This window comes from Microvirga yunnanensis (assembly GCF_025460875.1).
On record NZ_JAMXFI010000002.1, the window covers coordinates 56,841 to 82,325 of the forward strand.

The following is a 25,485-nucleotide window of genomic DNA, read 5'->3' on the forward strand; positions in this document are numbered from 1 at the left end:
AAGAATCCTCATGACGGTGGGCGGGCACCGTTCCGCAACAGACCATATGAGAAAGAGCGCTTGTGCGAACCTTTCGTCGCCCTGCGACATAGCGATATTCCGGGGCACCCTCATCGAGCATGAAAAAAGCCGCCCGAGGGCGGCTCCTTCATGGTGCCGATTAGGCGGCCTGCTTCATCTCTTCGACAGCCTGCTCGCGCGACGTCGAGAGGCCGATTATCCGGAAAACCTGCTTGCTCTTGCGCTCGGCATCCGCCGGCATCTCGTCGAACACGCCGAAGACACGGATCGGCTGGCCTTCCTTCAGCTGCTCGCGAATCGAACTCAGGGCTGCACCGCTCGCAGTGTGGAACATCGTGTAGACTTTGTCTTTGCCCTGACGGCGATACTCGCCGATGAAGCTCACGAACTCCGTGCCGTTCTTATTCTTGCCTTCCTTGATAGTCTTGGGCGTGACCGTGCGCGGGTACGAACGGGCGCGGGTCTCGGTGGAAACGGCGGCGGAGGTGGCGGTATTGTCGTTCATCGAACTCTCTTCCTTTTCGGGGATTGAACCGAGCTTCTGCTCACTTTTCTGCAGGAACCTGAATTCTCGTCTTTCTGTCGGAGACCTTCAGATCGCTTTCCGGATGGTGCGTAATCACGCCCTCCGCACCCATGAGAAAAGCCGCCCGAAGGCGGCTCTCTTTATCGTCCCACGTTCTTGGACTTGACCTTATGCGGCGTCTTTCATTTCGGTCTGGGCGGCATCGACCGGAGCGCTCTCACGCGGCGTGCTCAGGCCGATAATCCGAAACACCTGACCCTCGGTGCGATCTTCCGTAGCCGGCATTGTCTCGAAGATGCCGAAGACGCGGATCGGCTGGCCCTCCTTGAGTTGATCCTTGATCGCCGCCAGAGACTTGCCTGACGCGGTGTGGAGCATCGTCGAGGGCTTGCTGGCGCCGCGGCGGGTGTACTCACCGACGAAGCTGACAAACGGCGTGCCGTTCTTGTTGGAGCCCTCCTTGATCGTCTTCGGCGTCACCATGCGCGGGTAGGTGCGCTGCTTCTGGGCGTTGTCGTTGGCGACGGTGGCGACGTTGGAGGCGACTGCTGCGTTTGTCATCGAACTTTCCTTTCCGGGGATTTGACAAAAACTCTTGCGCTCTCACCAGAGAGCAACTGATGTCTTTTCCTGCGTGGCGTAAGACACCTGGTGATGTGATCGATCGGTGCGTTCAACACGCCCGATCCGCCCATGAAAAAAGCCACCCGAAGGCGGCTCGTTCTTCTCTCTTCGTGCAGTCCTTATGCGGCCTGCTGCATCTCTTCGGCACCCTGCTCACGCGGGACCGACCGGCCAATAATCCGGAAAACCTGTTTTGCCTTCCGCTCACCGTCGGCCGGCATCTCGTCGAAGACGCCGAAGACCCGGATGGGCTGGCCTTCCTTCAGGTCGTCACGAAGTCCAGCGAGGGCAGCGCCACTCGCAGTGTGGAACATCGTGTAGGTCTTCTCGGAGCCGCGGCGGCGGTACTCACCGATGAAGCTGACGAATTCGGTGCCGTTCTTGTTCTTGCCTTCCTTGATTGCCTTGGGCGTCACAACGCGCGGGTAGGTGCGCTGCTGCTTGGCGTTGTCGTTAGCGGCGACGGTGGTGGCGGAGGTGGCAACGGCTGCGTTTGTCATCGAACTCATCCTTTTTCTGGGGATTTTGACCAAACTTTTCCCGCTTCTTTGAAGCGAAACCTGATCTTTGCTTTCGGGTATTTTCTGAATTTCCCTTAGCGCTCGATTGAGTGAGAGAACGAGCCAATATCCGAGCAATAAAAAACCCGGCACCAGGCCGGGTTCTCGATCATCTCGTGTATCCGCAGTAATCTAAGCAGGATGATCCACGCTCAGCCTGAATTCCTTGATCACCACATCGCCGTTATTTTTGAGTGTTCCTGTGACGAAGGCCGGCACGGTCATTGAGCCTTCGACCTCAAAGCCATCAGGATATTTCACCGGAACATCGACCAGGAGCTGGGCGCGTGTGCTGAACTTCCCGCCTGACTCGATCTCGACCGAGTCGGGAGAGCATTCCGTTACGAACAGGCTCGCCTTGGGGTGGTCCTTCTTCACCTCGTTCCACGACGGGTGCTTCTGGACATCGAAACTGCGAACGAAGGCAGCCACATGGACAGTGTCCGGCTCGGTCGGCATTGGACTGATCACTTGCTCGCCACCGTAGAACTGTGAGGAGGTTACCTTGCCGCGGACCCCCCATGACGCACCTAGGGACTGGTCCGTGCGAGATGCAACCTCCAAAGTGACTTCCTTTGTGGGACGAAGGGTTTCTCTGGCATGGATCCTAACGAAACCCTTTGCCACTTCAGTTGTCCGGATTCCGCCTCCGGCTTTGCCCTCAGAAGCACCCGCGAAGCCCTTCAATGCCTCTGCCGCTCGCTTCTTCACGCCCTGCGATCCAGCGGAACTCCGCTTCTTGACCCCTGCTCCGGCATCTCGAGACTGGGTTTTCGACATTTGAGACCTCGCTACAGGCGTGTACGATACTTCCAAGAGAGCGTGGCGCCTAGTCCATCGAGATCAACCATTAGGCGTCCACGGTTGACCCCAAAAGCATCAAGTGCCTGCCTGAAAAATGGTTTCTCAGCCCCGGGAATTTCAAGGGTATGATACCTTAGAGCGCGGCCGGGCGTCCATTTGGCCGTTGGGTCGGGGTGTAGGGAAAACAGGCCCTGCTGGGCAGTGATCCGTCCCACGCGCGGCGGGACCTGGACGAGAGCCACGTCCGATAATCTGGGATCGAAGGGCTGTACGTCATCCCTTCTGTCCAAGGAGGGCACGTTGATCATGTGGACGACGCCGTCGTCCGTGTTTTCTTCCTTCTCACAGGCAAACCAGGCCGCAACCAGAGGGTTGGTGGACCAGTCCAGAAGGCGGGTGGGAAGGCCATGGTGCTGTGCCAGGGCGAGCCATTCAAGTTCGCTGAAGCCACTCTCGACGTAACGTTTAGCTTCCCGAATAAAGTCCTTGAACAGGTTGTACTCGTCGGCACGACGGTAGCCCGCGCTTCCGACACACTGGTCGCGGCCGGCGGATGGGGTGAGAGGCCATTTCTTAGCGGCCTGCCCCCGGAAAAGCCAGGTTCCGTTGGTTCGGGTGGAAACGGTCCGAAGGAAGGTATCCCATGTGGGAGTCGGCAGGAGCGTCATGGCACCGGAGCATGTTACTTTGTTGGCGGCAAGCTATCGGATCGGCACGCAATAGCCAAGCTGATTGAGGAAGGCGCGGCCTAGGCCGCCGCCTTCACCTGTTTCACCTCCGGGTGCCACTGGAGGTAATAGGGAGCCTTCACCCAGTTGGTTCCGGCGTTATGGACGAACAGTACTACTGCGTCGTCCACCGGCAGCGCCGAGAGCAGCGAGCGGATCCGACGCTCCTGCTCCGCGTAAGCGCGGTTGGGGAGGTCGGCCATGTCGTAGGTCCAATCCATGGTCCGGATCAGGCCAGCGAGCTCACCGTTGTGAGCCGTCAGGACCTCCGGGTCCTGGCCCTCGGTCCGAGCGAAGGCTTCGGCCTTCCGCTCGATCTCCTCAATCTGAGCATCATAGGCGTCGAACCTAGCGTCGAAGGCGCGCAGATGCTCCATGTTGGCATCCTTGCGCTCAATCACGGACCTGGCGTAGTCCGCCAAGCAGGCGAAAGCCGGGTGTGCGAGGGCAGGGCCCGCCACCGGAAGCAGGATCTTCCCGAAGTAGCCCGACTTCACGCCGGCGTGGAACGCGCCGTCCGTCCATACCTTCCGCTTCTGGGGGTGGTCGGAATAGACCATCCAGTCCGGCCAGAAGGTGGAGTCACGGAACGAGAACTCGTTCACCTCCCCCAGGAATTCATCGCGGGCGACGTCCCAGGCAGCGAGCCCGGCGAGGCTCGGGCAGATGTCGATGAGGGTGAAGCGGGTGCGGGCACCATTGACAATCCCGCCCTCAGGACCGTCGAGGTCGATCAGCAGGTAGCGATTGCCCTCGGCGGCCAAAAACGCGTGCGTGAGGTGCCGCAGGCCTGCGGGAAGGTTCTGAAAGAGGGCGCGGATATCGGCCTGAACGGATTTCCGGGCTTCGCAGCGCTCTTTGGACAGGTTGTACTGGGCGGTCTCAATCTCCGAGATGGCGAGGCGCTGACCACGAATTTCATTATAGATGCGAGACATCGGCGAGCCCTTTTCCTTTCGGGGATTTCGAAATCACCCTGGTTCGATCTTCACGATCGAGAAAAAGAGCTTTGGACGAAGTCCTAAATCAAAGGTTCCTCGATAACTGTGTCAAGGAAGGTCGTCCGGGTCGACAAAGTCGACGTCGGACAATTCGGCCAGGAGGGAAACGGCGGCGATAGCCTGCACCGCCGGCGTGATCTCCTCCCATTGAGCATCGAAGGGGGAGCGTGTCTCAAGGTGGACGGTCTCTTCGTCGTCTCCGACCGTGACCGTCAAAGCTCCTGCTTGTCGGCCGTATTCCACCGTCAGCTTCTCGCTGATGGATAGCAACGAGACACGCCCCTCCCATCGGCTGGGTTGGCCGGCATTGGTTTGCTCCATCCCCTCAAATCGGACGGATTTTGCGAGAAGTCCCATCAGGTCAGACGCCCTTGCTGAGGGCATATCCCACGACAGCCAGCGGGAATACGACTCCCAGGGCAAAGCGCATCAGCTGTGCAACCATGTTGACCTCCATTCACTCACACCAGCGAGACCGTCCTCGCAGCGCACATGAAAAAAGCCGCCCGAGAGGGCGGCTTTTGTTTCCGGCATCGGGTGCCCTTAGGCTGCGGGCAGCGGTTCCTCGTCGGAGCCGTCATCCTCAACCTGGTGTTGGGGGTCGGCGCGATGATCGAGATCGTGCGACCGATCAAGATAGCTCGATGCCTTGCCGGGATCATTGGTCGAGGCGGCAAGCCAGTAGTAGAACTTTGCCAGGAGATATTTCACCAGAACCTACCTGTCTGGAGCGGAGGTGGCAGGGTCGGCACGCCGCGTGCGCCGTGGCAGGCTAGCGCCTGCGCCGACCCTAGGTGGCGAAAGCCGATTACGCGGCTTCCTTCATCTCGGTCTGGGCGGCTGCCTCCGGAGCCGTCTCACGCGGCGTCGACAGGCCGATGATGCGGAACACGCTGGATTCCTTGCGCTCCTCCGTGGCCGGCAGGGTCTCGAAGATGCCGAAGACGCGGATCGGCTGGCCTTCCTTGAGCTGCTCGCGGATCGCATCGAGAGATTTTCCGCTCGCGGTGTGCAGCATCGTCGAGGGCTTGCTGGCGCCGCGGCGGGTGTACTCGCCGACGAAGCTGACAAACGGCGTGCCGTTCTTGTTCGAGCCCTCCTTGATCGTCTTCGGCGTGACCATGCGCGGGTAGGTGCGCTGCTTCTGGGCGTTGTCGTTGGCGACGGTGGAAACGGCGGAGATGTTGGCAGCGTTTGTCATCGAACTGATCCTTATTTTGGGGATTGAAACGAGCCTTGCTCATTTTTGATCTGAGGAAATCTGATTCCCTTTCGGGGATTGAACCTTTTCCTCTTCGCTGATCTTTTCTGAATCCAAGAAACGTCCGGACACCCACCGCGCTGGAAACTTGCCTCGCAGACTGAGTAGAGGTTGACCGGGGTGGCTTTTGGGGTTTGGCTCAACGAGCACAAAAGAAGCCGCGAGATTCGTAGGGCCCATGTGGCACTCTCGCGGCTTCTTTCGTTAGGTGACCTTTAAGTTGGAGGTCGATCCACCCTCGTCCCTGATGAGATAGGGAGCCCGTCAGCGGTGCTCAGTGCTACCCGGCGTTTTAGATCCGTGGGTCATGGATCCGCGTCAGCGATGATCAGAGGCTGAGGCAACGGTCGGGTTACATGTCCGCCGTGTACCTGGCCAAAAGGCTACTTTGGTCAAAGAGTTCCTGCAGTACGGCCAATGGGCCAACAGATGAGGCAGGTATGTTGTCGACTATCAATGTCGGAAGCAGCTAGCGTATCTAACGTTTCATCTTAACCTCCTCTGAGGTCGATTTTGCGGGGATTTCAACTTCCCCTTCTTCACATTCTCAAATGAATTAAAAATCTGATTGGCGGTGATCCTGGGATGCCAACCCACCTTCGACGCCCGAGAGGTAGCGAGCCCTTGAGCGGTGCCCATACTATCCGATGTTTTAGACCCGTGGATCTTGGGTCCGCGTCAGCGACGATCAGAGGCTGAGGTCTCGTTGCGAGCACCTGGCCAAAAAGGATACTTGTTTTGAAGCCCTGCAGAACGGTCAAAAGGACCAACGGATGAGGCAGGTATATGTCAGAAAGCCACTCTGGGCTGGGACGTTGATTTGATCTAGAGCTTCATTGTTGCCTCCTCTCAAGGCCACTTTCTTCTATTGGGGATTTCAACTTCCCCTTCTGCGCATTCTCAGTTGGATAGAAAATCCATGCTTCCTAAGCTGCGGAAGCCGCAGCCTCTTGCTCGTCGATCTGGTGCAGAACCGAGTAAAGTGCCCCATGGAACTGGTGATAGATCTTGGCGGCGCGACCAGCCCCAACAAAGGGCATGATCATCTGAGCAGGGACATATGCCCCGACATGGGTCTCCTGGGATCCTAGATCGGCTCCTACCAGCACTCCGGCAAGGCGTCCTTCATTGTCGACGACTGGACCGCCCAGATCGCTCCGGTTCGGATAATCGAAGCACACATGGGCTGCGATCGTGTGCTTGCCTCCAAACGCGGCGTCGGCACCGTCGCGGAAGTACGTCATCGTCGGGTGGGTGGAGATCCAGCCGGCTTTAACGACATGGGGCGGCTCGCTTCCGAGCGTGTTAAGATTGAGAGTGCTATCCCCGAAGACACCATCGGCATAGCCGATGCGCCATACGTGGTTTTTGCCATTCATGGCCGCGATGGTGGCGATCTCAGGATTGGGCCAGCGCTCAATCTCATCGCCGCGGACCTGGAGGACGGCGATCGGGAGAACGGGGGTCTCATAGACCCAGTCGACCCAGTAAACTCGTCCGGTGCCGTCCAGAAGGTGGATGCGAAGATCGTGATAGGGGCCAGCCCCTTTCCACTGCTCCCAAGGGAGTTTGATCTTGCCATCTGAGATCGTCGCGAAGGCTCCGCCGCCCACGTTGGTGGCAAATCCGACGAATGAGCGTTCGCCATTGTAGGGGTATCTGCAGATTGCAGCGATGCTCCCTTTCAGGGACGCGAGGCCTTGTTCGGTGAATACGCCAGGGTTTTTCGGCAACGGAGCCTCCGTGGACTTAAATCGGCTGGGACAAGGTGGACCCGACCATCGATCGGGTCCCAGAGTGCGGTGGCTCTACTGGATGAGCGAAACCTGCCGCGCCTGGGCGGTGAAGTGATGGGCAATCACCGCCTGGGGGATCTCGACGGGCGCGGACAGGAGGAAGTGATGCTCTTCGGCCACCCGCCGCCACGGTGAGTTTGGACCGTGCGCGAGGAGGCTCAGGCTGGCCTCGGGCAGCCCGGCGTGGCGCTCGTCCACCCATTCGATGAGTTCGTGGGTGATCGTGTCCTCATCCGGCACGGCCGGGCACCCCTTGACCTGAACCGGCTCGGTGATCGGAGCATCCCCGTAGGATGACAACTGAGCGAACAGGCGGCCGAAGACTGGACCCTCGCTCCAGACCTCCGGGGCTTCGGTCAGGAGCGGCTTTCCAAGGATCGGGATCGACCAGCCATACAGGAGATAGCAGAGCGTCTGGATCCGCTTGTGAGTGATACCGCCAGAAGCGGCGTGGCGAGCGATCAGCGTATTTGCGACTGCAATCGGGGGGTATGCCATGGTCCGAGATCTCCGTTGAAGGGAAGGCAAACGAATGCGGCGCGGGAGGATGAATCCTCCCGCGCTGGTGGTCGGTCTGGCCGACGCTAGATCGTGGCTGTGAGGCTACCTCTTAGCCGCCGCGACGGTTCCACTCGGCGTTGATCGCCTCGTGCATCGCTGCGCACATGCGGTCCTGAAGATCGTCCTGGTTGTCCTTCAACCAGGTCCGAATTTCTTCATCAGTGGGGGCCAGCTCGATGCTATCACTGATCAGGGCGTCAACGTCGTTGACATCATAGGCGGCCACCGCCCAGCCCCGGCGGCGCATTTCCTCGAGGGCGAGGCAGAGATCATGGTGGCTGAGTTCTGCTGGATCGAACGGGACGGGGGGCGGAGCGTGCGGGACCACCCCATCCGAATGCCTCAGACGGTCGAGCAGTTCTTGAACCCCGTCCTGATCCAGCGAGATATCCTCGTTGAGGTCCTCGGCCTCTCCGGAGGCCAGGAGATGGACCTCATTCGACCGCTTGAAGGGCTCCCCCAAGCCATCTTCATGGTAATGGAAAAGAGCCGCGATGACCGTGTTCTTGTCCTGGGTGCTGAGGGGATAGAGGAGATCGGCCGTCGGCCCCTCGACCTGTAACTTGAGCCGACGGAGTTCGTGGGGGCGAACGTTGTGAGCTCCAAACTCCTCGGGCGTCTCCTGAGGTGTGTAGATCCCAATTTCCACACCCCACTGGAGGAGATGGCCTCCTTCGTTCAGGCCGAGGATCTCACCCTCCTCGAGAGCTTTTACGTCGAGCAACTCTCCCGTCGCGGGGAGGTGAAGCATCATTCTGGGCAGATTCACGTCGCAGTTCCTTACAGAAAGCAAGAGCACAGAGATCGAAAGCGGTATGGCAGGCGATTTCCCGCGCCACGGCTTCGGTCCATTCCGGATCGGTTTTCAGGGTCTTGATCCGCGCAGGAAGTAGTTCCTCCTTGTGCTTCCGAGCCGCGATCAGGGCGTCGTAAGCGACGAGAAGGGTTTCACGGGGGTCTGCCATGACTGCGGAATCCTGCGGCTGTAAGGCTGAAGAGGCTGTGTCCCCCTGGTCAGGGGACTTTGGCCAGTTCTCCAGCCTCCACCGTAGCAGAGGCGGGTAAACCAATCCCGACATGGTCAGTGGTTCTGGTATCGGCCGAGCTCGCTGGGCCGAACCCGCATGAAGGTCGTGGCCGTGTTGCCGTTTCCATCAAGGATGTCGGCGCCATCGTCGTGGAGCCGAACCCCGAAGTACCCACGCGTTGCCTTCGGATTCAGCGAATAGAACAGCCGCAGGAACCCAGGCTTCGTGGAGGCCGTCGATCTGGCAAGCTGGCGTGACTCGATCCGGCGGCTGCCTTCTCGATCGATGACGCGGTAATGATCCGGCATCGTGTTTCCTTTCCGTGAAAAGCGATTAGGCGCAGAGGAGCCGCTCGGCCGTGGCCGACGCGGCTGCGTAGGAGGTGTGGGGGAGGGAGAAGAAGTCGCCCTGGGCCGTCTCGACCTGGACCACGAAGCCGTTGCCTTCGGGCAGGACGGTTGCGTCCTTTACGTCAGAACCGAAGGCCTGGATGTTGGCAGCTTCCTGAGACGAAAAACGATCGTAACCGGACATCGTGGCTCTCCTTGATTTTGGGGATTTTCAATTCATCCCTTTCATCTCGGACTGAGCCTGGAATTCAGATCCTGGGAGTTGGCACTCCGCTACCCGCGCAATAGGGCGATTGCTGTCTCCGCATCGGTCCATGTGAGCCCGATGCTAGGGTCAACCTGAATGTGGAAATGCTTCTGGTGCGGCAGCATGCCTGGATCATCATCAATGATGACGTACCGAGCAGGCCGGTGGCGCTGCAGATGACGATCGATCTCGGAGCCTCGGATCGGAACGTCAGCAATCTCTTCCTCCGGGAGAAGATCTGGCGTCCGCCAATCTATGAAATAACGATCCTGACCAATCCCGGCCTTAGCCAGCTTATCCCGGCAGTCGGCGTCGCGGCGCCAGGTGCTTGCGACAACCAGACGCGCACCTGTTTGGTCGAGGATATCGACAACCATAGCGGCGGACCCAGGCGGTATGTAGCCGGCGCCGCCGAGTTTCGTTGACCGATCTGTGACGATGACGCCATCGATATCGAGATATACGAGCGGGCTCGCAGCCATCTTTATCCTCGGGGATTTCGTCCTTGGGTGTCCGGTTCCTGTTGAGGGGGAGAAACCAAGGAGTTTTGAAATGGTTCGGAGGTTTACAAATTCGTTCAAAAGAAAAGCCACCTTAACCAAGGTGGCTTTTCCCAAGCTGGCCGAGATCCGGGGGCTATGGATCAGGCCGCTGTTTGCTCCTTCGGCGGCAGCGCCTCGCTGATCACGCGGAAGACGTTGCGCTCGAAAGTGCCGTAGAGGGCGACCGGGCCCTCCTGAAAGAGGTGCTGCGTGCTGTCGAAGGCCTTGCCGAAAGCCATCGTCGTGACGGTCACTTCGCGGTTGTCCTTGCGACGAGTGAAGGTCAGCTTGGCCTTCGCATAGGGCTTGTCGTTCTTGTCCTTAGAGACCTCGACTGCCGACAGGTGGCCGCGCACCGGAAATGCCGGGGAGCGATCCTGGGAAACCTGAGTGCCAGAGACGTTATTCGAAACCTGGTTGTCGTTCACTGCCGTGTCCATGATTGGCTTTCTCTCTTGTTGTGCCAAAGGCTGGTGATGATGTGGTCCCTGTCTCAGGTGACCGATCGGTGTCGTCTGGGCGGTTGAGCTCCGCCTCTTTTCGTTTTGGGGATTTTGAAGTCTTCCCTTCCGACCTAGCTGTTCGATTGATGCTGATCTTTTGGGGATTTTCGTCTTTACCCTTCCGCCTGAATTGTTGGCTTAGAGCCCTTCAACTTTGGGGGTCGAAAACTTCTGATCCGGGGAATTAGGCATCCAGCTTCTGGAATGGCTGACCCATTCTGGGTCAGAACATCCTTGTGCCGTAGCATGGAGGGCGACGCGCCCTCAGGGCCATATTGGCGGCCGTGGGCCGGACATCTATTGCAAGAAGACTGTTAGGCCTCGCCGTCGATAAGGCGGTGGATTTCCTCGAAAGCGCGATGACGCTCCGGAAACGTCTCATAAGAGAGAGTTTCTTGTAACAAGCCTTCCAGCGCCATCACGGCATGTTCGACCTCGTACCATTTCGCAATGGTGAGAGTGAATGTTCCCTCCTTACCGTGGAAAACGTCGAACAGAGCCGTAAATCTCTCTCGTCCGCCGTCGGATTCCATGACGTGACGCAGGCAGTCCGACAGGAGCATGCAATGCTTTTCGTTGAGGGTGACCGTGCGTGTCTCAACCTCGAAATCGATACACGTCATATGTTTCATTGGGGATTTCCTGAAGCAGAGTTTCCCCCTTCTTTCAGGAGCTGATCTAAGACCTCTAAATACCGTGCGAAGTCTTCAGGGCTCGCTTGGTCCTCGTACTCGCGTGCGAACTTCTGAGCCGCTCTCGAAGGTTCGGTTTCGTTGTCACCCAGAGCTTCGAGGTGGCCGTCTCGAGCGATGTCTCCATCATACAGCGTGAGATACCGGCGCGCGGCATCCTCAGGTGAAAGAATGACCATCGAAGTGTCCTTTCCAGGAGGATAAATACGGCTTCTTGCTTCCAGAATGGCTGACCCGTTTCGGGTCAGACGATCTCCACGCTATGGGCCGGGGAGGGCGGCACGCCCTCAGGCCAGAACTTGGCGGCCGAAGGCCGAACATCACTGCGTGGGATAGCGGGGATAATTCGTTAACCAGAATTGACGGGAGGGAAATCGGGTGTGATCCAGAGCGAGAACAAAGGAGGAACATGCACCCATGAGCGGGGTATTTAATCTGGTCCAGAAGCCGGAATTTCATCTCGGACGAACTGCAGCGATAGACCTGGAGTCGTCACCCCGTTCCAGGAAGGGAGGCTCTGCCTCACCTCCCTGCAAGCCGCCGCTTTGTCCTCCGGGATGCAGCAAGTCGGTCGCACCATCGCCTGCGGCTCCGGAGCAACCGCGTTGCGCACCCATCGGCACGCCTCGGACTTCGTCTCGGGCTCTGCACCGGGACTTGCACCCACCCTCCGCTCCTCGCCGGAGAGGCAGGGTTGCAGGAAGGGCCTGCAACCTGCCCCCCACTGAAGAAGAGGAATTCAAAATGAGCGTAGTTTCCGGAGCAATGAACGTCCTGGCCGATGTGAAGGCTGGCTTTGTCTCTCAGACGGATGTCGCCGAGGCGCGGGAGCAGCTGACAGCGGCCCTTCTGGCGGACGAGAGCCTGCCCCTGGAAGTCCGGCTCCTCCTGGAACTGCGCGAGGTTGAGGCCGGGTTCGTGGACAACAAGCGGATCGGCCGCCTGATCGGCGAGGCTGGCAAGCGGCACTGACCAGACCGCGATACATAATGGGGCCAACGGGTCGGCGTGAACCAGGATCGCCGGCCCTTTCTATTGGGCGCCTATTGTTTAACGCCTAGTGCTTTCTTGATCATCGGTATCATGTCCGACAGTTCGATTTCGCCGCGTACGAATGCGTCGAAGATGGGATCCGTCCGTGGGTCGCGTTTCGCACCTGACATGAGGCTGCTATGGGCTGCGGCTTCGACTACCCGGCGACGTTCTTCTATTTCTTCGGCGCTGATGCGTGGGGAATGTTCCTTTGAGGGAGGATCTGTCAAAGGATTCGCCTGTGTAGGAGGTATGCTGAAGAGCAGCTTACCCGAAATGCGCCAGAACCGCATCAACAAGAGCAGGAACTCTGGCCGCGTAGAGCCCAACCTGACCCAGCCGCATCGGATTCAGCTCGATGATCCCGACCTCGCCATTGATCATGGCGACATCTAGAACGAAGCTGCCACCTCCGAGCTGGTCGACCGCCTCTGATGCGAAAGAGAGATATTGGTCGAGCCGGAGGTTGGACATCGCGGGTCCGCCTACCTTAATATCTCCGCGATGCTCGATCATCGCCGGGTCATAAAGGGCGATGTTGTCCAACGGCGTCTTCCACGGGATGCATCCGGCGCCCGTTACGACCTGTCCATCGACAATGAAGAGTCGGTATTCATACGTCATCTCGACGTATTCCTGCACCAGCAGGCAGGCTTCCTCGTCGATGAAGGAGTAAACCAGGGCATCCAAGGCTTGCCAGAGCGAGGTGCCGACGGGAACCTGCTTGGTGAAATACTTGTCCCGCGTGGCCTTCACAAACGCATCCTTGCCCTCCAAGTGGAGCCGCTGGACTTCAGCGTCCGCCTGATCGAGGTCGCAGAGCTTGGTGGACCGGCCGGCGAGTTCAAGGAAGCCCGGCATTGTCCAATAGGGCAGGGTCTTTTCATTCGGGCCCGGGTACTTCAGGCCGTCACGGAAAAGATCACTGCGATGGCCGGCTCGTCCGAAGATATGGGTGACGCCCTCCGGGACCTTCCCCACATCGTCATAGGCCTTGATCTGCGATCCGGCGCGATCCTTGAGAGCCTTCCAGAGGATTGCGTTTTCAAGCCGCTCCTCAGGGTCCATGCCACGATCCAGGACGAAGGCGTAAGGAGGGACAGGCTCAAGGTTGGCGGCAAGAACCGCCATCCCGATCGAGGCGAGCCGGGGCTTCACGAGCATTTCAGCGAGATCGTCCATTCCCTTTTCCTTTCGGGGATTCCAGCGATTTGAATTCCGCCGGTCCTCAGATCTTGGCTTCAATCGGCTCTTGCGGAAAACCGTTCCAGGGCGGTGATCCGGCGCACGGGAGGATCGACTGGGCGCAGATAGATTTGCGACTGCAGGAAGGTGATTTCCTCCTGGAGCTTCTCTTCGGGAACGTCGATCCACCACGCTTTCTGTGAGCCGTCCGATCCATCCGACCAGCGGTAGGACCGCGCTTTGAGAAGGTCCTTTCGCTCATAGGGTGTGTTGGGCGCTTTCACGCGGCAGGTTATCGCTCTGGAGGCCTGCAGCAGGTAGGAGATCGGGGAGCGTCCAGACTTCGGAAGGGGAAGCCTGAGGATCTGGAGGGCGGCGAGGCAATCTTGCGCGGCCCTATGTGCCTTGAAGAAGAACCCGCTTTTCATGCCGATGTAGCTGAGTGTCGCGCTCTCAAAGCCTTCGTCTTTCCAAGGGACCTCATAAAGGGAACAGGCCCAGGGCTTCGTGGTGAAGATCGGCGACAGCTTTTCCAGCCAGCGGCGATCGAAGGCGGCCTTGTGCGCCACACAGATTTCGGTGGCTGAGACGAGGCCAACGACGGCATCAAGGTCGATGATTTTCCCCTGAACCATGCTGTCATCGATACCAGTCAGCTCAGTGATAGCGGCGGGGATCGGCTGGGACGGTTGCTGCAGCTGCTGGAACGGCTGGAAGATCTCAATGATCTCACCGTCATCCGTGAAGGTAAACGGAACCATGGCAAGCTCGATGATGTCACCACTCCTGGGATCGAGCGAGGTGGTCTCCGTATCCACATAGAGGCCAAAGTGCTGTCCGACCGGGAGATCTTTCGGATCGGGGGCAGGGCGGAACGCTTCCGGATCGGTGACCAGCTCGCGCAGGACGCGATAGCGGCCGGAGGCTTCGAGGGCAGCTGCCATCTCCTCAAATTGCATGGGTCAAACTTTCTGTAAGCGGTTAGCTGCTGATGGCGACCGGCTCGGAATTGAGGCCGCACTCTTTGACTTGGTCCCAGAGGAGCGAGGTGGCACGCGGCTTCCCATCGGGCGTGCGGCCATGGGTGTAGTCCCCAACCTTAAGGAGGCGGCAGTATCCAAAGCGTTGCTCGGGTCGATCCTTTCGGCCCTTCCAGTACGGACAGCACTGGGTTTTCAGGGACGGCGCTCCGTCTGCCCCTGTGGCGACGCTGGTGATGCGGTAGCAGTAATCCCCGTGTGGGATGACTGCCTCAGCACGGCCGATCCGACGGTCGTGGCGAGACTGACGGCTAAGGGCTGCAGCGGCTTGGACGGGCATCAGCTGTCGGCTCCTTATTGCACGTAGATCGTGACGTCGATCGGGGAGGCTCGGAAGACCTCATCGATGATGGCCCTGATCATCGGCCAGTCGCCGCCAGAAAGTCCGGCGCCAATCCGGGGGAGGGCGAGTGACGTCGGGTGAATGACCTCATCAGGACGGCGCGAATCCAGAATGATGCCTGCCAGCATCTGATCCCGGGCCGAGGTGAGCGAGGAGCGCACGGCGTCGTATTCGACGCGGCGGCGGTCGGTACCGACTTCTAACTGGATGAAAAGGTTGGCGATGGCCGCCAGATTAGGGCGCAGCCGCCGGCGGAGTCCCACCTCGGTCACGCCGACGAACTGAACGGTACCAAGCAGTGAGGGAGCAACGGACGTGTTCGGACGAGTGCCGCGGACGGTCGGCACCGAGCTATGGAGCCGCTTGAACTCGCGTTTGACGTGGGGCCAGGTGTCGGCAATGGCCTCGGCGAAGCCCTTGCCCATTGCGCCGATGCAATTTGTGCCCTGACCGATGATCATCGCCTCGGTCTGAAGAGCATTGCCGCGAATTTCTCGAATCATCGAAGTTCCTGGGGTTTTCCAAAAGATCGAATTCGATCCCTTGCTCTGATCTCCGCTTTAACAATTCGTCTGCAAGCAATTTAATTCGAAATAATGAATGGCCTAATTCCGGTTCAGGCCCATTTCTCGGCTTTGGAGCTTGCGTTTCCAGAGATCTTCCATACCGATGATGTTCTCGACCGTGCTGGCAGAGCCGGCGACTTCTAGAATGGAAACCTGGTAGTCGCTGGGATCTCGGCTCCGGAGGGCAACGTTACCGCCGTGGCCGCCGTTAACGTAGGCGAGCCAGCGGCCGTAGAACCCACTTTCGCCATAGGCCGCGCCGACATATTGCTCCTTGGTCTTGGGACAAGTCAGGAGATAAACCCCGCGGGAGTTCGAAAGGGCAGTCCGCCAGGAGAGCGGGAGTCCTTCGAGCGTCGAGAGGGGTGAAAGGAAGCGGCCGAACCCGGGAAACTCAGGCTCTTGGAATGCTGCCCGGATTTCAAGAACGGCCTTGTTCTGATTGTCGGCCCGCTGGATCCAGGCGCGTTCTGAGGCGCCCCAATCAATCACGAGGCGGCCGGCGAGGTCGTTGAGTTGCTCCTCCAGAGCGAGATCGTAGATGTCGCAGGTGCCGGCAAGATCGATCCCGTCGGCATGGGGCCAAACTCGGTCCCCCGTGGAGGGTCCTAAATAGCGGCATCGGTAAAAACCGGCGAGGAGAGTTTCCCCGGCCGGAGTGACCACGAAGGATGCCCAATAGCCTGTCTGCAGCTTCGGCCTATTTCCAAAGCTCTGAGTGCCCTGGTACAGCTCGAAGGCAGGCCTATCGTCCCTCCATAGCTCGTACGGCGTCCGCCCTCTGGCCGAGCGAGGGTCTTTGTGCCTCAGAAGACGAATGTCCGAGGGCGGGACATTAGCTTGGGCGAAGAGCGTGTTGAGGTAGAGCGGCATCGATCGCTAGGAGGTTTGCTCAGTCCGAAACCGGGCGTTCAATGAACTATGTAGCGTGAATGCCTTAAGCCGCGGTTATCCGCTAGGGTTCAAAGCCGCGGCTGATCCGGCTCGCCGAGTTCTTGATGGATGAGGCAAAGACCCACTGCATGACGTCTTCCTCATTGTCATGCGGTTCGTGATCGGACTGGTTTACGAACCGCGCTCTCATGCCAATGTCGTCATCCCTGAGGATGCCTAGGGCATTGTCCCAGCGAAGGTTCTTTTTTACTTGCGCGGTCCGGGCCTGCTCCATCAGGACTGGGCCGTAGGTATCCGACTTCGGAGTCGGAATATGCGTAAGCTCGGTGAGCTTGATGTGGCGTCTCATCGGTCGGCCCTCATTAGGGGAGAAAGTCGAGAAGGTTGGTCTGGGCCGGCGCATCGACGCGGCGAGCCTCCGCCTGCCAGACGGCAAGCGTCTCGTCGGAGACGCCAGGGAGGTGTGAGACGAGATCCGGCTCCACCGATGCGAGGCGCTTTGCCCTAAGGTCCTCATAGAATAGGTCGCACCCGGAAAAGCTCCGTCCCGTCTCACGGCAGGCGACATGGGTTGTCCCCGATCCGGAGAAAGGGTCGATGATGAGATCCCCGGGCATCGAATAGACGAGGACCGCCCGGCGGGCGAGTTCTAAGGGAAACTGCGCGGGATGGCCGGTCCGTTCAGGATGATTGTGGCCGACATTGCCGATATCGTCCCAAACATTAGACGGCCAGGCACCTAATGGGTGGGAAGAGAGTTTTCCTTTGTGCTTCCCTTTAAAAGCCCGCTTGCCTGGCCCTTTTTGCGGCTTCCGAGCCGGTGTCGGGTTGAAAACAGGGCTCGGCCCCTTCGAGAATACTAGAGCAGTCTCATGACGCTCCGCCAAGCGGCCGCGGGGCGTGAGACCGTGCGGCTGTGTCCAAATCACCCTGGACTGAAATGTAAGGCCAGTCTTCTTCAGCGGTTCGAACAGGAGCGCATCGAGTGGGGCAAGGCCTCCCGTTTCGTCTCGGGTCGATCCGACTTGAAGGAACAGGGTGCCGCCGTCCTTTAGGATGCGGGCGCATTCTGAGATGACCTGCATTGTCCAGCCCATGAAATAGACGAAGGCCATCTGGTCCGCAGAAGCTCCATCACCGTATCTTTTCCCGACATTGTAGGGAATTGAGCTCAGAATCAGGCGAGCCGCTCCGTCAGGTAAGGAGTCCAGATAATCGAGAACATCCGCCTTTGCGGTGGTATCGATGAGGGCAGCGAGGCTCTCGAGCTGGCGGGCTTTGCGCTCCGTAACCCGCTCACGGATACGGGCCTCGGTCTTGCGGGCATTATGCTTCAAAGCAAGATTGTAAATCTTGCCCCGGCTCCATCCTGAGGCAGCTCGGATCTCATCATAGGTCAAGACCGGCAAGGCTTGGAGGATGTCGGCCTCTGTCACCAGAACAGGCGAACGAGCGTTCATGGGGTACTCCAGCGATGAACTGATGTCGAAAGGGCGATGGGATCAGGCAACGCCGAGGGCGTACGAGAGCTTGCCGTCAATTGCGAACACCTGGGCGGTTGCGACGGGCTCTAGAGTATCGGCACGGACGAAGGTGTCGAACTTGTGCGGGTTGTATCGGATTTGGACGGCATCCGGATGATCACGCACGGCAGCAACGTCCTGGTCACGGACATGCCCCCGAGCGAACGCATGTACGCTTCGGACATTTTCCTCGCGGGTCCGGCGGAGGCCTGCCTGGCTCACCTCGAAGCGTACGTCCTGAAGTACAACCTGTTTTGGCTTCGCGACCACCTTCCCCTTTTTCTCACCGGTCATTGCTTTGAGGGAGCTGCAGCGCCGATGAAGGTCGCAATAGGCTCGCACTTCGCCAGTGGGAAGATCGGTTGTGGTGTTCATCGGGTGCTCTGTCGGGGTTGGAACAAGTGGTGTTAACAATCAAGGCCTTGAAGCCCCAGAGAGCGGAGCCGGATTGTGTAAGGAACCCGTTTGGTAGACAAAGGATTTCTGAGACGGCGACGGCTTCAGCGATAACGGGACGAGAGTATGAATTCGAAGTGCTTCTTCTTGGCTGCTTTTTTGGGATTTGCAGGCGGCCCCGTCTCGGCGCTGACGCTCGGCTGTGCACTGATTAGCGATCCTGTCGAGGCAGAGCGCATGGGTTCGGTTGATCGCTTCGTCATCAATGAGAATGCCCACGAAGTGCATATGTATTCGCGCTACAGCCCAGGCGAACCGGAATGGAGCTTCGGGACCAAGAAGGGCGATGTCTTCGACCCGAAGGGCGATAGCTTCTTGGTCAGGAAGGACGCTACCGGAGTATTCGGGGCTGGTGTGAGGGCCGGTTTCCCGCATGCCTTCTACTTCAACACCGGCACGAGCATTCTGACGTGGACTTACATCTGGAAGGACAAGGTCACCCGGATGCAATGGTTCTGCATCCCTTAATCCGGGAGACTTACCGGACCTGAAGGATGGTTTGGCTGGTCTGCCGAAGCGCCTTTAAGGCCTTCTCCTGATGCGGGTACAGCTTGCCAGGGCTGGCCTTCCTCAGGTCCTCCTGGGTGAAGGTGAACTCGTCGACCAGCTTTGAACGATCTAACCCAACAAACTCCCAGCACAGGCGAGCGGTAGGCATGATGTTCTCGCAGATCCGCTTGATGCGGCCAAGTAGCCCGGACTGCTCACGCGCGGTACCGTATTCGGCCTGCGGGTATTCCCTGGCCATCTCCCGAACGGCCTCCAAAATCTCAGAACGCGCTTGCTGTCGATCAAGCATCGGTAGGATCTCCGTTGATGATCGGGCGCTCGGCCCGGACGTTTGAAATGATTTCGGCGAAATCAATGTCCTTTGATTTGCAAAGGGCCATGAGGTCGAAGAGCAAAAATTGAACCTGGGTATCGGGCTTACCTGCCATGTCGTTGGCGAACGCCCTTTGGGCCTTCTGGAGGAGCACATCGAAATGCGATCCCTGGGCCTCACATAGATCCATGAGGGACAGGATCAGGTGCCAGATCTGGATACCCGTGTCGCCGACCATTCCAGCCGTGCGCTCGTACGTTTCGATGGCGAGACCGGCGCGAGTTGTGCCTGCGAGTGCTTCGAGAACTGCTTCGGCGGAGTGGATGGACTGCGGACTGATCATGGATGGTCTTTCGGACATCTGAGGGGGTTAGTCGACCAAGAGGCCGATAAGCGCAACAAGTGCGACCGTCACGGCGGCGCAGGAAGGCATGAACAGGAGCAGAGAAACGAGGAACCTCCCTTCCTCGCGCGTGATGAGTTTGCCATCAGTCATTCGCCGAAAAGCTCCTTCTTGCGGGTATCGAGCCGGTCGTTGGCGAAAGCCATCGCTGCAGTCCTGTTGGGACGCTCTTCTGCTGGACAGGTGTCGACCTTGAGGAACTGGGCGATCTTTATCCTCGCCTTCCGGATCTCGGCGATGCTGTCGAGCGGGATGTCCAAGAGGTATCGGCGGACCTGGTTCACGTACGGATTCGTTTCGTCGGGTACCGTCTCCCGGAGGGTGACCCGATTGAAGCCGCGCCGAAGGTCAATTCTGATCCTTACTGGGATCAGGTCATTGCGGCTGATCTCGATCTCAGCAACGCCGTCGCGATGAAACCGGATGGTCGAGGGCACCAAGAACTTGTTCTTGAGCGATCCTTCCTGGACGAGGCGGTAAACCTCCATACGATCCGAAACCTGGCGGGATCGCCGGTCGATCATGAGGAGGAGACCCGCTTTCTTCTGAACGAGGGGCGGCTCGACCGTGATCTCGGCGAGTGACACGAACCTCTGGAACGAGGAGCTTGCAAGAGTCCCCAGGCGCTTCTGAACGGGACTCGGTCGCACCCGGTCCGCGACGAAGTAGTACGCCGCCGGCACCACGGTTAGGATCATAAAGACGAAAGCAAGCGAGGTGTCGAAGATTAGGTCGACAAAGGCCAACACGAGAAATGCCACAACGGCGGCCAGCACGGGCGCGGCGTCGAGTTTAGCCTTCAGAGATTGAAGCGAGCGGGATCGTGCCCAGACCAGAGCCTGGGATGCATACGTCGTCATGACTGTCCTTGGGCGTGCGGTTAGCGGGATTTCAGGAGGTCGAGGGCAGCCTGGGCGGCGTCTCTGAGATCAGCGGGTGAGCCTGTCGCCAGTGCTCGTTCGAGTTGCGCGATGATCTGTTCCTCGGGCGATTTCACCGGAAACTGGATCTTCGGCGGCGAGGGGCGCTTTTGTTCGTCCGCGCCACTCCAATCCGGCTCCAGGACGGTGCCGCGGCCAGCGTTGACGGCCAGCTGATCGGCCATCTCATTGTACTGGTTGCCGTTATGGCCGCGGACCCACTGCCATTTGATCTGCTGCTTCGACGCGAGGCGGTCGAGTTCCTGCCAGAGATCTTGGTTTTCGACCGGCTTCTTCTGGGCGTTGCGCCAGTTGTTGCGCTTCCAATTGACGATCCATTCCGTGATGCCCTTGATCACATACTGGCTGTCGGCATGGATGGTGAAGCTGCACTCCTCCGCCTTAAAATGATCAAGCAGCGCGATGGCGGCCGAAAGCTCCATCTTGTTGTTCGTTGTCTGCGAGCCGCCGAAACCGGAGAGGGAATGGGCATTGCCGTGCCTATCCAGGATGACGACGCCGAAGCCGCCGGGACCAGGATTCCCAGAGCAAGCGCCATCGATGTAGGCCTGAACGACCAGGCGGCCGGCAGCATCACGCAGAAAATGATTATCGAACATGCGGGAGGTCTCGGATTGGAAATGGCTGCGAAGCAATCAGGGGCCGCCGGAGCGGCCCCTAGTTCCGAGGCTAGTGCCAGCGCGAGGCGAGGCTGGCAACAGTCGTCTCGCCCGGATCGAAGGCAATTTCAGCGGTCATCTTCCGAGCCTGCCCTGCGGAGGCGAAGCCGAGGACGAGCGTCGCCCGGTTTTCGCTGGAAATGAGATTGAGGCTCATCGACTTGAGAGCGCCGTGGGTCGGCTCATACATGCGGCGGTAACGGTCGCGCAGCTGGGCGACGGTGCCATACCGGGAGGTCGTGTCGATCGCGATCATGTACTCTACTCTCGTGTTGGATCAGCTACTCCCGCCTGACTGCCTTGTCCTGAGCATCCTTCGGGGGTTTTCCTGATCTTTTGAACCGATTTCGAGGCCATCAAAGAAGAAAGAGAACAACAGATTAGGAGGATTTCTCCGACCGATTTGAACGCCTTACGGGGTTTAGAATAGACGCCATTTTTCGCCCTGAAACTGGTTCGTTGACCGCCAATCCAAAACACAGCAGATCCCGACTAGACCACGAACGCCACTGGAACACGCCAATAGCCTTGCTCTAACCGATCGATCCTTCCAGAGCCGCGCTTGAAAAATCAACGATGCGGCTTGGAATAGAGCCAATTGGAAGATAAATGCCTTCCCGGGGTTTAACTGCCCCGCAATTTTAGGTGCCGAACTGGTCCGTTGACCGCAAGTCCAAGAACACAGCAGATCCCGGATAGAACACAAACGCTGATGGAAGATCCCAATAGCCTTTTGCTCCAGCCTGAGCATCCCTTTGAAGGTGGTCCTATCAGAACCACGCCCCTATACCCTCCGGACTGCTTAGAACCGAAGAGAGTATCTCTATGAACACCCCTGAAGTCGCCACCGCATCGACGAGCAACGACCTTCTTCAGATGACGGCAGATGTCGTGACTGCCTATGTGGCGAACAATTCCCTGGTCCGGCAGGACATTCCGACGCTGATCGAGAACGTGCATAAGGCGTTCGCCACGATCCAGAGTGGTCCTGCGGAGATCAAGACGGCAGAGCCCCTGCAGCCGCGGCTGCCAATCAAAAAGACAATCACGCCGGACTATCTGATCAGCCTGGAGGATGGCCGCCAGTATCGGACCCTGAAGCGGCACCTGAGGGGAGTGGGCCTGACGCCGGAGGAATACCGCCTCAAGTGGGGTCTGCCCCACGACTATCCGATGGTCGCCCCGAATTATTCTCAGCAGCGTTCCCAGATGGCCAAGAGCATGGGCCTCGGTGCCCAGGGGAAGAAGCCCGCAAAGAAGGCCGGCCGTCGCTCCGCTGCAGCGTAGGGATAAGAAACTGGTCAGGTCCAGCGTTTGGCATGGCCAGCGCGGACAAGGAGGCGGCCCAGGTCGGAGCCGTCGATTGCGATACGGGCGAGGGTTCGCCCGTATCGATCCTTGCCCCTCCTGCGGATGGTGGCGGAGCGAGCCCGTTCGATTGTATCCCGAAGGAACTCAGTCGCGGCAACAGCCTTGTTGAGCTCCCTGCGGGAGCGCGGGCGCCGGAGTTCGGGCGCGTTCACGTTCTGGAGCCGGACCTTTTCCGCGACGGATCGATCCGGCCCGAGAATCCAGACGGTGTCGCCGTCGATCACGCAGAGATTTCGTGGATTGATGGCGTGCTTTGCAGAGGACCGGATCCAGACCCACAACAGGCAGGCGAACAGAAGACCGAGGGCAGCCGGGACAGCAAGGTTCATGGAACTCCTCAGGCGATTGCTTGCGTGGAGAGGGATGAGGCGGAACCGGCGAGGGCCCGTCTGATCCGCTCGAGGTGGCGAGCCGCCAGCGCAGCATCCAAATGGCGGATGCCGGTGTAGACGCGGCGGCTCGTGTATCCGGCAGCCTCGGTTGCGAGCTTGCGCCGCTCCTCTTTTCGGATCTTTCGTGGATCGACGGTCCGGATGAGGGAGATCGGGCCGAAGTCCTGCCCGCGGCGGGCGAGGGTGTCGTGAAGGCACTTCTCGCCGCTCGGCGTAATCACCATACAGGTGACGCGTTTCCGGCTGCCGGCGGGTTGCCTGGTGCGGCGCAGGTGTCCGAGTTTCAGAAGATCCTCGACATACGAAGTGACGGCGTAGGCCCATTTGACCTGAACGGCAAAGCCAGCCTCGCCGCGGGAGGCCGCAAGGCGGAGGTAGGCAGTGCGTATGGCCAAGCCCTTATGCTTGTCAGCGGACATCGGACGCTCCTGAGATTTTCGGGGATTGATCGAAAACGATCTCAAAAACGGCGGCCCGACAGGAAACAGGTGGAAATCCTAGGTGGGGAGTACAAATGAAGAACAGGCAATGCTATTACTAAGGTGACCTGATAGCCTGTATCCATTCGTGGGGACCACGTTGGACTTCACCCTTGATCCAGTCATTGCCGATCCGAGGCCGGAAGAAGCCGTAACGGGCGAGGTCATTGCCGATCGTCGCGTGATACATTGTGACATGGATGCCTTCTTCGCCAGTGTAGAGCAGCGGGACAATCCAGAGTTCCGGGGGAAGCCCGTCGCGGTGGGCGGCTCGAGAGAGCGGGGCGTGGTGGCGGCTGCCAGCTATGAGGCGCGCCGCTTCGGCGTCCATTCTGCGATGCCGTCGGTGACGGCGCGCCGCAAGTGCCCCGATCTGATCTTCGTGAAGCCACGCTTCGACGTCTATAAGCAAGTCTCCCTGCAAATCCGAGAGATCTTCCACGAGTACACGCCCTTGGTGGAGCCCCTCTCGCTGGACGAGGCTTATCTTGATGTCACCGAGAACCTGAAGGGCATTCCGTATGCAACGCAAGTTGCGCGTGAGATCCGAGCGAAGATCTTTCAGGAGACAGGGCTGACTGCGTCGGTTGGTATATCATACCAAAAATTTCTGGCAAAGATGGCGTCGGATCAGCGTAAGCCCAACGGTATGTTCGTCATCACGCCCGAGATGGGGCCGGCGTTTATGGAGCAGCTTCCGATCCAGAAATTTCATGGGATCGGCCCTGCGACCGCTGCGAAGTTCAACAGGCTCGGCATTTTCACGGGGCTCGACCTGAAGGGGCGGTCGCTGGAATTTCTGCAGGAGCGGTTCGGCAAGGCTGGGAGCTACTATTACTGGCTTGCTAGAGGGGTCGACCATCGTCCGGTGCGCCCAGACCGGATCCGGAAGTCCGTTGGAGCCGAGAACACATTCTCGAGCGATCTGACTGAGTTGGAAGCTATGAAGACGGCGCTCCAGCCGATCATCGATAAGGTTTGGCGCCATTGCGATCAGACCGGGGTGAGGGGCCGTACGGTGACGCTCAAGGTGAAGTATGCGGACTTTCACCAGATCACCCGCAGCCGAACCCTGGCGAGTATGGTGGAGGGCAGGGCGGCGCTCGAGGCCGCGTCGTTTGAACTTCTGTCGGCTTTGGTTCCCTTCCCAAAGGCGGTTCGGCTCCTTGGGGTCTCTCTGTCCACTTTGAATACGGACGAGGAATCCGAAACCCCGCAGCTATCTTTGGCGCTGTGAGTGGAGGACAACAATGGATCTATAGGGAATTTTGAAGCTGAGACTTTTCCAAGCCGGCGTCGTCCAGACGTGTCGACAACCTTGGCATGTCGCAGGCATTACGATCGATTGTAGATCAGCGTGGCTTGTTCTCGGTTGTCTTCCTGGCACCGCTCTCCCGTTTGGCCGATCAGGCGAGGATATGTCCGCTCCAGTTCTTCCAGCGAAACGCTTCCAGGAATCCGGGGTTTTCGAACGCAGATCGCTCCGCCGACTCCCCATGCAGCCTCAAACCCTAGAGGACCTGGATCCGGGGTGGGTTGGAGGATGCCAAGCCTATCATAGACATCAATCGGCGTGTCATCGCGCGTATGACCGACCCCATCTCCACCGTAATCAGCCCGAACCATTCGCACGCAGGCTTGGTGATAGTCCCATAAGGACTCGCCAGTCGCAGCAGAGCGCCAAGGCTTATAGCCCCATCGCACGCACTTGCCGATTGCTCCACCTGTACAGATTAACGCGAAGGCGTGTTCGTCACGCAGATGGCGCCCATCCTTCGTCCACACGCCGCTTAGGGGAAATGCCTTGGCTATCCCGTCTGGACCGGGCAGGCAAAGATTGGTCCAGGCGCCGGTGTTCGGATCCTGGACCGACAGCGTGTGTAACTGGATGTCGTGATCCGGGTCGCTCGGATCCGGCTCAACCGCCTCAATGCGAACTTTCTGCCGTCTGTTATCAGGGCTTGCGATCGACAGGACAGCGCCAATCAGCTGGGCGCTCGTTAGGATGCGCCCATCCGGCAACGTCATTCTGAACTCGGTCCCGACAGCCTGAATGTCGCTCTTTGCAATTTGCGAATAACTCGGCGACGGAAGGCTGATTGCCGCCATGAGAGTCATCACAAGCGCGAGGACC

At 59.0% G+C, this 25,485-nt stretch carries 39 protein-coding genes; 4 read left to right on the forward strand and 35 right to left on the reverse strand.

Going from position 1 to position 25,485, the window contains the following annotated elements; all coding sequences use genetic code 11:
* Positions 1-160: 160 nt before the first annotated feature.
* The 18 genes from NF876_RS01355 to NF876_RS01440 form a co-directional block, all read right to left on the reverse strand.
* The gene (locus NF876_RS01355) at positions 161-526 is read right to left on the reverse strand and encodes a hypothetical protein (RefSeq protein WP_262267217.1); all 366 of its coding nucleotides are present in this window, start codon (positions 524-526) and stop codon (positions 161-163) included.
* Positions 527-715: 189 nt separating this feature from the next.
* Positions 716-1,108, reverse strand: a complete 393-nt coding sequence (locus NF876_RS01360) for a hypothetical protein (RefSeq protein ID WP_262267218.1) — start codon at positions 1,106-1,108, stop codon at positions 716-718.
* Between the two features lie 182 nt (positions 1,109-1,290).
* Positions 1,291-1,671, reverse strand: a complete 381-nt coding sequence (locus NF876_RS01365; RefSeq protein ID WP_262267219.1) for a hypothetical protein — start codon at positions 1,669-1,671, stop codon at positions 1,291-1,293.
* A gap of 192 nt (positions 1,672-1,863) precedes the next feature.
* Positions 1,864-2,511: a hypothetical protein gene (locus NF876_RS01370; protein WP_262267220.1), complete on the reverse strand. Its 648-nt coding sequence runs from the start codon at positions 2,509-2,511 to the stop codon at positions 1,864-1,866.
* Between the two features lie 11 nt (positions 2,512-2,522).
* A complete protein-coding gene (locus NF876_RS01375) occupies positions 2,523-3,203 on the reverse strand; it encodes an FRG domain-containing protein (protein WP_262267221.1) in 681 nt (226 codons plus the stop codon).
* Between the two features lie 80 nt (positions 3,204-3,283).
* Entirely contained in the window at positions 3,284-4,201 is a 918-nt protein-coding gene (locus NF876_RS01380; RefSeq protein WP_262267222.1) for a hypothetical protein, read from the reverse strand.
* Positions 4,202-4,312: 111 nt separating this feature from the next.
* A complete protein-coding gene (locus NF876_RS01385) occupies positions 4,313-4,534 on the reverse strand; it encodes a hypothetical protein (RefSeq protein ID WP_262267223.1) in 222 nt (73 codons plus the stop codon).
* Between the two features lie 273 nt (positions 4,535-4,807).
* Entirely contained in the window at positions 4,808-4,975 is a 168-nt protein-coding gene (locus NF876_RS01390; protein WP_262267224.1) for a hypothetical protein, read from the reverse strand.
* Positions 4,976-5,072: 97 nt separating this feature from the next.
* Positions 5,073-5,465 (reverse strand): hypothetical protein, encoded by a 393-nt coding sequence (locus NF876_RS01395; protein ID WP_114944437.1) that lies wholly within the window; start codon positions 5,463-5,465, stop codon positions 5,073-5,075.
* Positions 5,466-6,451: 986 nt separating this feature from the next.
* On the reverse strand, positions 6,452-7,258 hold the full coding sequence (locus NF876_RS01400) for a hypothetical protein (protein ID WP_262267225.1): 807 nt from the start codon (positions 7,256-7,258) through the stop codon (positions 6,452-6,454).
* 75 nt (positions 7,259-7,333) lie between these two features.
* Positions 7,334-7,819: a Panacea domain-containing protein gene (locus NF876_RS01405; protein WP_262267226.1), complete on the reverse strand. Its 486-nt coding sequence runs from the start codon at positions 7,817-7,819 to the stop codon at positions 7,334-7,336.
* A 112-nt stretch (positions 7,820-7,931) separates the two neighbouring features.
* Complete coding sequence (locus tag NF876_RS01410; RefSeq protein WP_262267227.1) at positions 7,932-8,651, reverse strand: hypothetical protein; 720 nt, start codon at positions 8,649-8,651, stop codon at positions 7,932-7,934.
* Positions 8,652-8,963: 312 nt separating this feature from the next.
* Positions 8,964-9,218 carry a hypothetical protein gene (locus NF876_RS01415; protein ID WP_114944445.1) on the reverse strand — a complete coding sequence of 85 codons (255 nt, stop codon included), beginning with the start codon at positions 9,216-9,218 and terminating at the stop codon, positions 8,964-8,966.
* A 25-nt stretch (positions 9,219-9,243) separates the two neighbouring features.
* A complete protein-coding gene (locus NF876_RS01420; protein ID WP_114944446.1) occupies positions 9,244-9,444 on the reverse strand; it encodes a hypothetical protein in 201 nt (66 codons plus the stop codon).
* 89 nt (positions 9,445-9,533) lie between these two features.
* A complete protein-coding gene (locus NF876_RS43325; protein ID WP_373696612.1) occupies positions 9,534-9,989 on the reverse strand; it encodes an HAD domain-containing protein in 456 nt (151 codons plus the stop codon).
* 161 nt (positions 9,990-10,150) lie between these two features.
* The gene (locus tag NF876_RS01430; RefSeq protein ID WP_262267229.1) at positions 10,151-10,489 is read right to left on the reverse strand and encodes a hypothetical protein; all 339 of its coding nucleotides are present in this window, start codon (positions 10,487-10,489) and stop codon (positions 10,151-10,153) included.
* Positions 10,490-10,866: 377 nt separating this feature from the next.
* Positions 10,867-11,184, reverse strand: a complete 318-nt coding sequence (locus tag NF876_RS01435) for a hypothetical protein (protein ID WP_262267230.1) — start codon at positions 11,182-11,184, stop codon at positions 10,867-10,869.
* A complete protein-coding gene (locus tag NF876_RS01440) occupies positions 11,181-11,423 on the reverse strand; it encodes a hypothetical protein (RefSeq protein ID WP_262267231.1) in 243 nt (80 codons plus the stop codon). The genes NF876_RS01435 and NF876_RS01440 overlap by 4 nt, the downstream gene beginning before the upstream one ends.
* 565 nt (positions 11,424-11,988) lie before the next feature.
* Here NF876_RS01440 and NF876_RS01445 point away from each other — a divergent pair.
* Positions 11,989-12,216: a hypothetical protein gene (locus NF876_RS01445; protein ID WP_262267232.1), complete on the forward strand. Its 228-nt coding sequence runs from the start codon at positions 11,989-11,991 to the stop codon at positions 12,214-12,216.
* Positions 12,217-12,543: 327 nt separating this feature from the next.
* On the opposite strand, the gene NF876_RS01450 is transcribed toward NF876_RS01445, so the two are convergent.
* The 8 genes from NF876_RS01450 to NF876_RS01485 all read right to left on the reverse strand — a co-directional run bounded on the left by NF876_RS01450 (position 12,544) and on the right by NF876_RS01485 (position 18,202).
* The gene (locus NF876_RS01450; protein ID WP_262267233.1) at positions 12,544-13,458 is read right to left on the reverse strand and encodes an ATP-grasp domain-containing protein; all 915 of its coding nucleotides are present in this window, start codon (positions 13,456-13,458) and stop codon (positions 12,544-12,546) included.
* Positions 13,459-13,517: 59 nt separating this feature from the next.
* Positions 13,518-14,420 carry a 3'-5' exonuclease gene (locus tag NF876_RS01455; protein ID WP_262267234.1) on the reverse strand — a complete coding sequence of 301 codons (903 nt, stop codon included), beginning with the start codon at positions 14,418-14,420 and terminating at the stop codon, positions 13,518-13,520.
* Positions 14,421-14,442: 22 nt separating this feature from the next.
* On the reverse strand, positions 14,443-14,781 hold the full coding sequence (locus NF876_RS01460) for a hypothetical protein (protein WP_262267235.1): 339 nt from the start codon (positions 14,779-14,781) through the stop codon (positions 14,443-14,445).
* A 14-nt stretch (positions 14,782-14,795) separates the two neighbouring features.
* Entirely contained in the window at positions 14,796-15,305 is a 510-nt protein-coding gene (locus NF876_RS01465) for a macro domain-containing protein (RefSeq protein ID WP_262267236.1), read from the reverse strand.
* Between the two features lie 144 nt (positions 15,306-15,449).
* On the reverse strand, positions 15,450-16,283 hold the full coding sequence (locus NF876_RS01470) for a GIY-YIG nuclease family protein (protein ID WP_262267237.1): 834 nt from the start codon (positions 16,281-16,283) through the stop codon (positions 15,450-15,452).
* Between the two features lie 82 nt (positions 16,284-16,365).
* Positions 16,366-16,653, reverse strand: coding sequence for a hypothetical protein (locus tag NF876_RS01475; protein WP_262267238.1), 288 nt, complete (start codon positions 16,651-16,653; stop codon positions 16,366-16,368).
* A 13-nt stretch (positions 16,654-16,666) separates the two neighbouring features.
* Entirely contained in the window at positions 16,667-17,764 is a 1,098-nt protein-coding gene (locus tag NF876_RS01480) for a DNA-methyltransferase (protein WP_262267239.1), read from the reverse strand.
* A gap of 42 nt (positions 17,765-17,806) precedes the next feature.
* Entirely contained in the window at positions 17,807-18,202 is a 396-nt protein-coding gene (locus NF876_RS01485) for a L5-gp82 domain-containing phage-derived protein (protein ID WP_262267240.1), read from the reverse strand.
* 147 nt (positions 18,203-18,349) lie between these two features.
* Between NF876_RS01485 and NF876_RS01490 the strand changes: the two genes are divergently transcribed.
* On the forward strand, positions 18,350-18,751 hold the full coding sequence (locus tag NF876_RS01490; RefSeq protein WP_262267241.1) for a hypothetical protein: 402 nt from the start codon (positions 18,350-18,352) through the stop codon (positions 18,749-18,751).
* A 10-nt stretch (positions 18,752-18,761) separates the two neighbouring features.
* On the opposite strand, the gene NF876_RS01495 is transcribed toward NF876_RS01490, so the two are convergent.
* The 6 genes from NF876_RS01495 to NF876_RS01520 all read right to left on the reverse strand — a co-directional run bounded on the left by NF876_RS01495 (position 18,762) and on the right by NF876_RS01520 (position 21,365).
* Complete coding sequence (locus NF876_RS01495; RefSeq protein WP_262267242.1) at positions 18,762-19,082, reverse strand: hypothetical protein; 321 nt, start codon at positions 19,080-19,082, stop codon at positions 18,762-18,764.
* The gene (locus NF876_RS01500) at positions 19,075-19,449 is read right to left on the reverse strand and encodes a hypothetical protein (RefSeq protein ID WP_262267243.1); all 375 of its coding nucleotides are present in this window, start codon (positions 19,447-19,449) and stop codon (positions 19,075-19,077) included. The genes NF876_RS01495 and NF876_RS01500 overlap by 8 nt, the downstream gene beginning before the upstream one ends.
* A gap of 27 nt (positions 19,450-19,476) precedes the next feature.
* A complete protein-coding gene (locus tag NF876_RS01505; protein ID WP_262267244.1) occupies positions 19,477-19,602 on the reverse strand; it encodes a hypothetical protein in 126 nt (41 codons plus the stop codon).
* Positions 19,599-20,369 (reverse strand): hypothetical protein, encoded by a 771-nt coding sequence (locus tag NF876_RS01510; protein WP_262267245.1) that lies wholly within the window; start codon positions 20,367-20,369, stop codon positions 19,599-19,601. The genes NF876_RS01505 and NF876_RS01510 overlap by 4 nt, the downstream gene beginning before the upstream one ends.
* 20 nt (positions 20,370-20,389) lie before the next feature.
* On the reverse strand, positions 20,390-21,049 hold the full coding sequence (gene rnhA / locus NF876_RS01515) for a ribonuclease HI (protein ID WP_315974450.1): 660 nt from the start codon (positions 21,047-21,049) through the stop codon (positions 20,390-20,392).
* Between the two features lie 70 nt (positions 21,050-21,119).
* Positions 21,120-21,365 (reverse strand): hypothetical protein, encoded by a 246-nt coding sequence (locus NF876_RS01520; RefSeq protein ID WP_262267246.1) that lies wholly within the window; start codon positions 21,363-21,365, stop codon positions 21,120-21,122.
* A 569-nt stretch (positions 21,366-21,934) separates the two neighbouring features.
* On the opposite strand from NF876_RS01520, the gene NF876_RS01525 reads away from it, so the two are divergent.
* Positions 21,935-22,396, forward strand: a complete 462-nt coding sequence (locus NF876_RS01525) for a Ros/MucR family transcriptional regulator (RefSeq protein ID WP_262267247.1) — start codon at positions 21,935-21,937, stop codon at positions 22,394-22,396.
* Between the two features lie 14 nt (positions 22,397-22,410).
* Here the strand turns inward: NF876_RS01525 and NF876_RS01530 are convergent, their stop codons facing one another.
* Together NF876_RS01530 and NF876_RS01535 are read right to left on the reverse strand one after the other, a co-directional pair.
* Entirely contained in the window at positions 22,411-22,809 is a 399-nt protein-coding gene (locus NF876_RS01530) for a thermonuclease family protein (protein ID WP_262267248.1), read from the reverse strand.
* 8 nt (positions 22,810-22,817) lie between these two features.
* Complete coding sequence (locus tag NF876_RS01535; protein ID WP_262267249.1) at positions 22,818-23,291, reverse strand: hypothetical protein; 474 nt, start codon at positions 23,289-23,291, stop codon at positions 22,818-22,820.
* A 256-nt stretch (positions 23,292-23,547) separates the two neighbouring features.
* On the opposite strand from NF876_RS01535, the gene dinB reads away from it, so the two are divergent.
* Entirely contained in the window at positions 23,548-24,588 is a 1,041-nt protein-coding gene (gene dinB, locus NF876_RS01540; protein WP_373371474.1) for a DNA polymerase IV, read from the forward strand.
* A gap of 98 nt (positions 24,589-24,686) precedes the next feature.
* Here the strand turns inward: dinB and NF876_RS01545 are convergent, their stop codons facing one another.
* Positions 24,687-25,460 (reverse strand): ADYC domain-containing protein, encoded by a 774-nt coding sequence (locus NF876_RS01545; protein WP_262267250.1) that lies wholly within the window; start codon positions 25,458-25,460, stop codon positions 24,687-24,689.
* Positions 25,461-25,485: the final 25 nt, after the last annotated feature.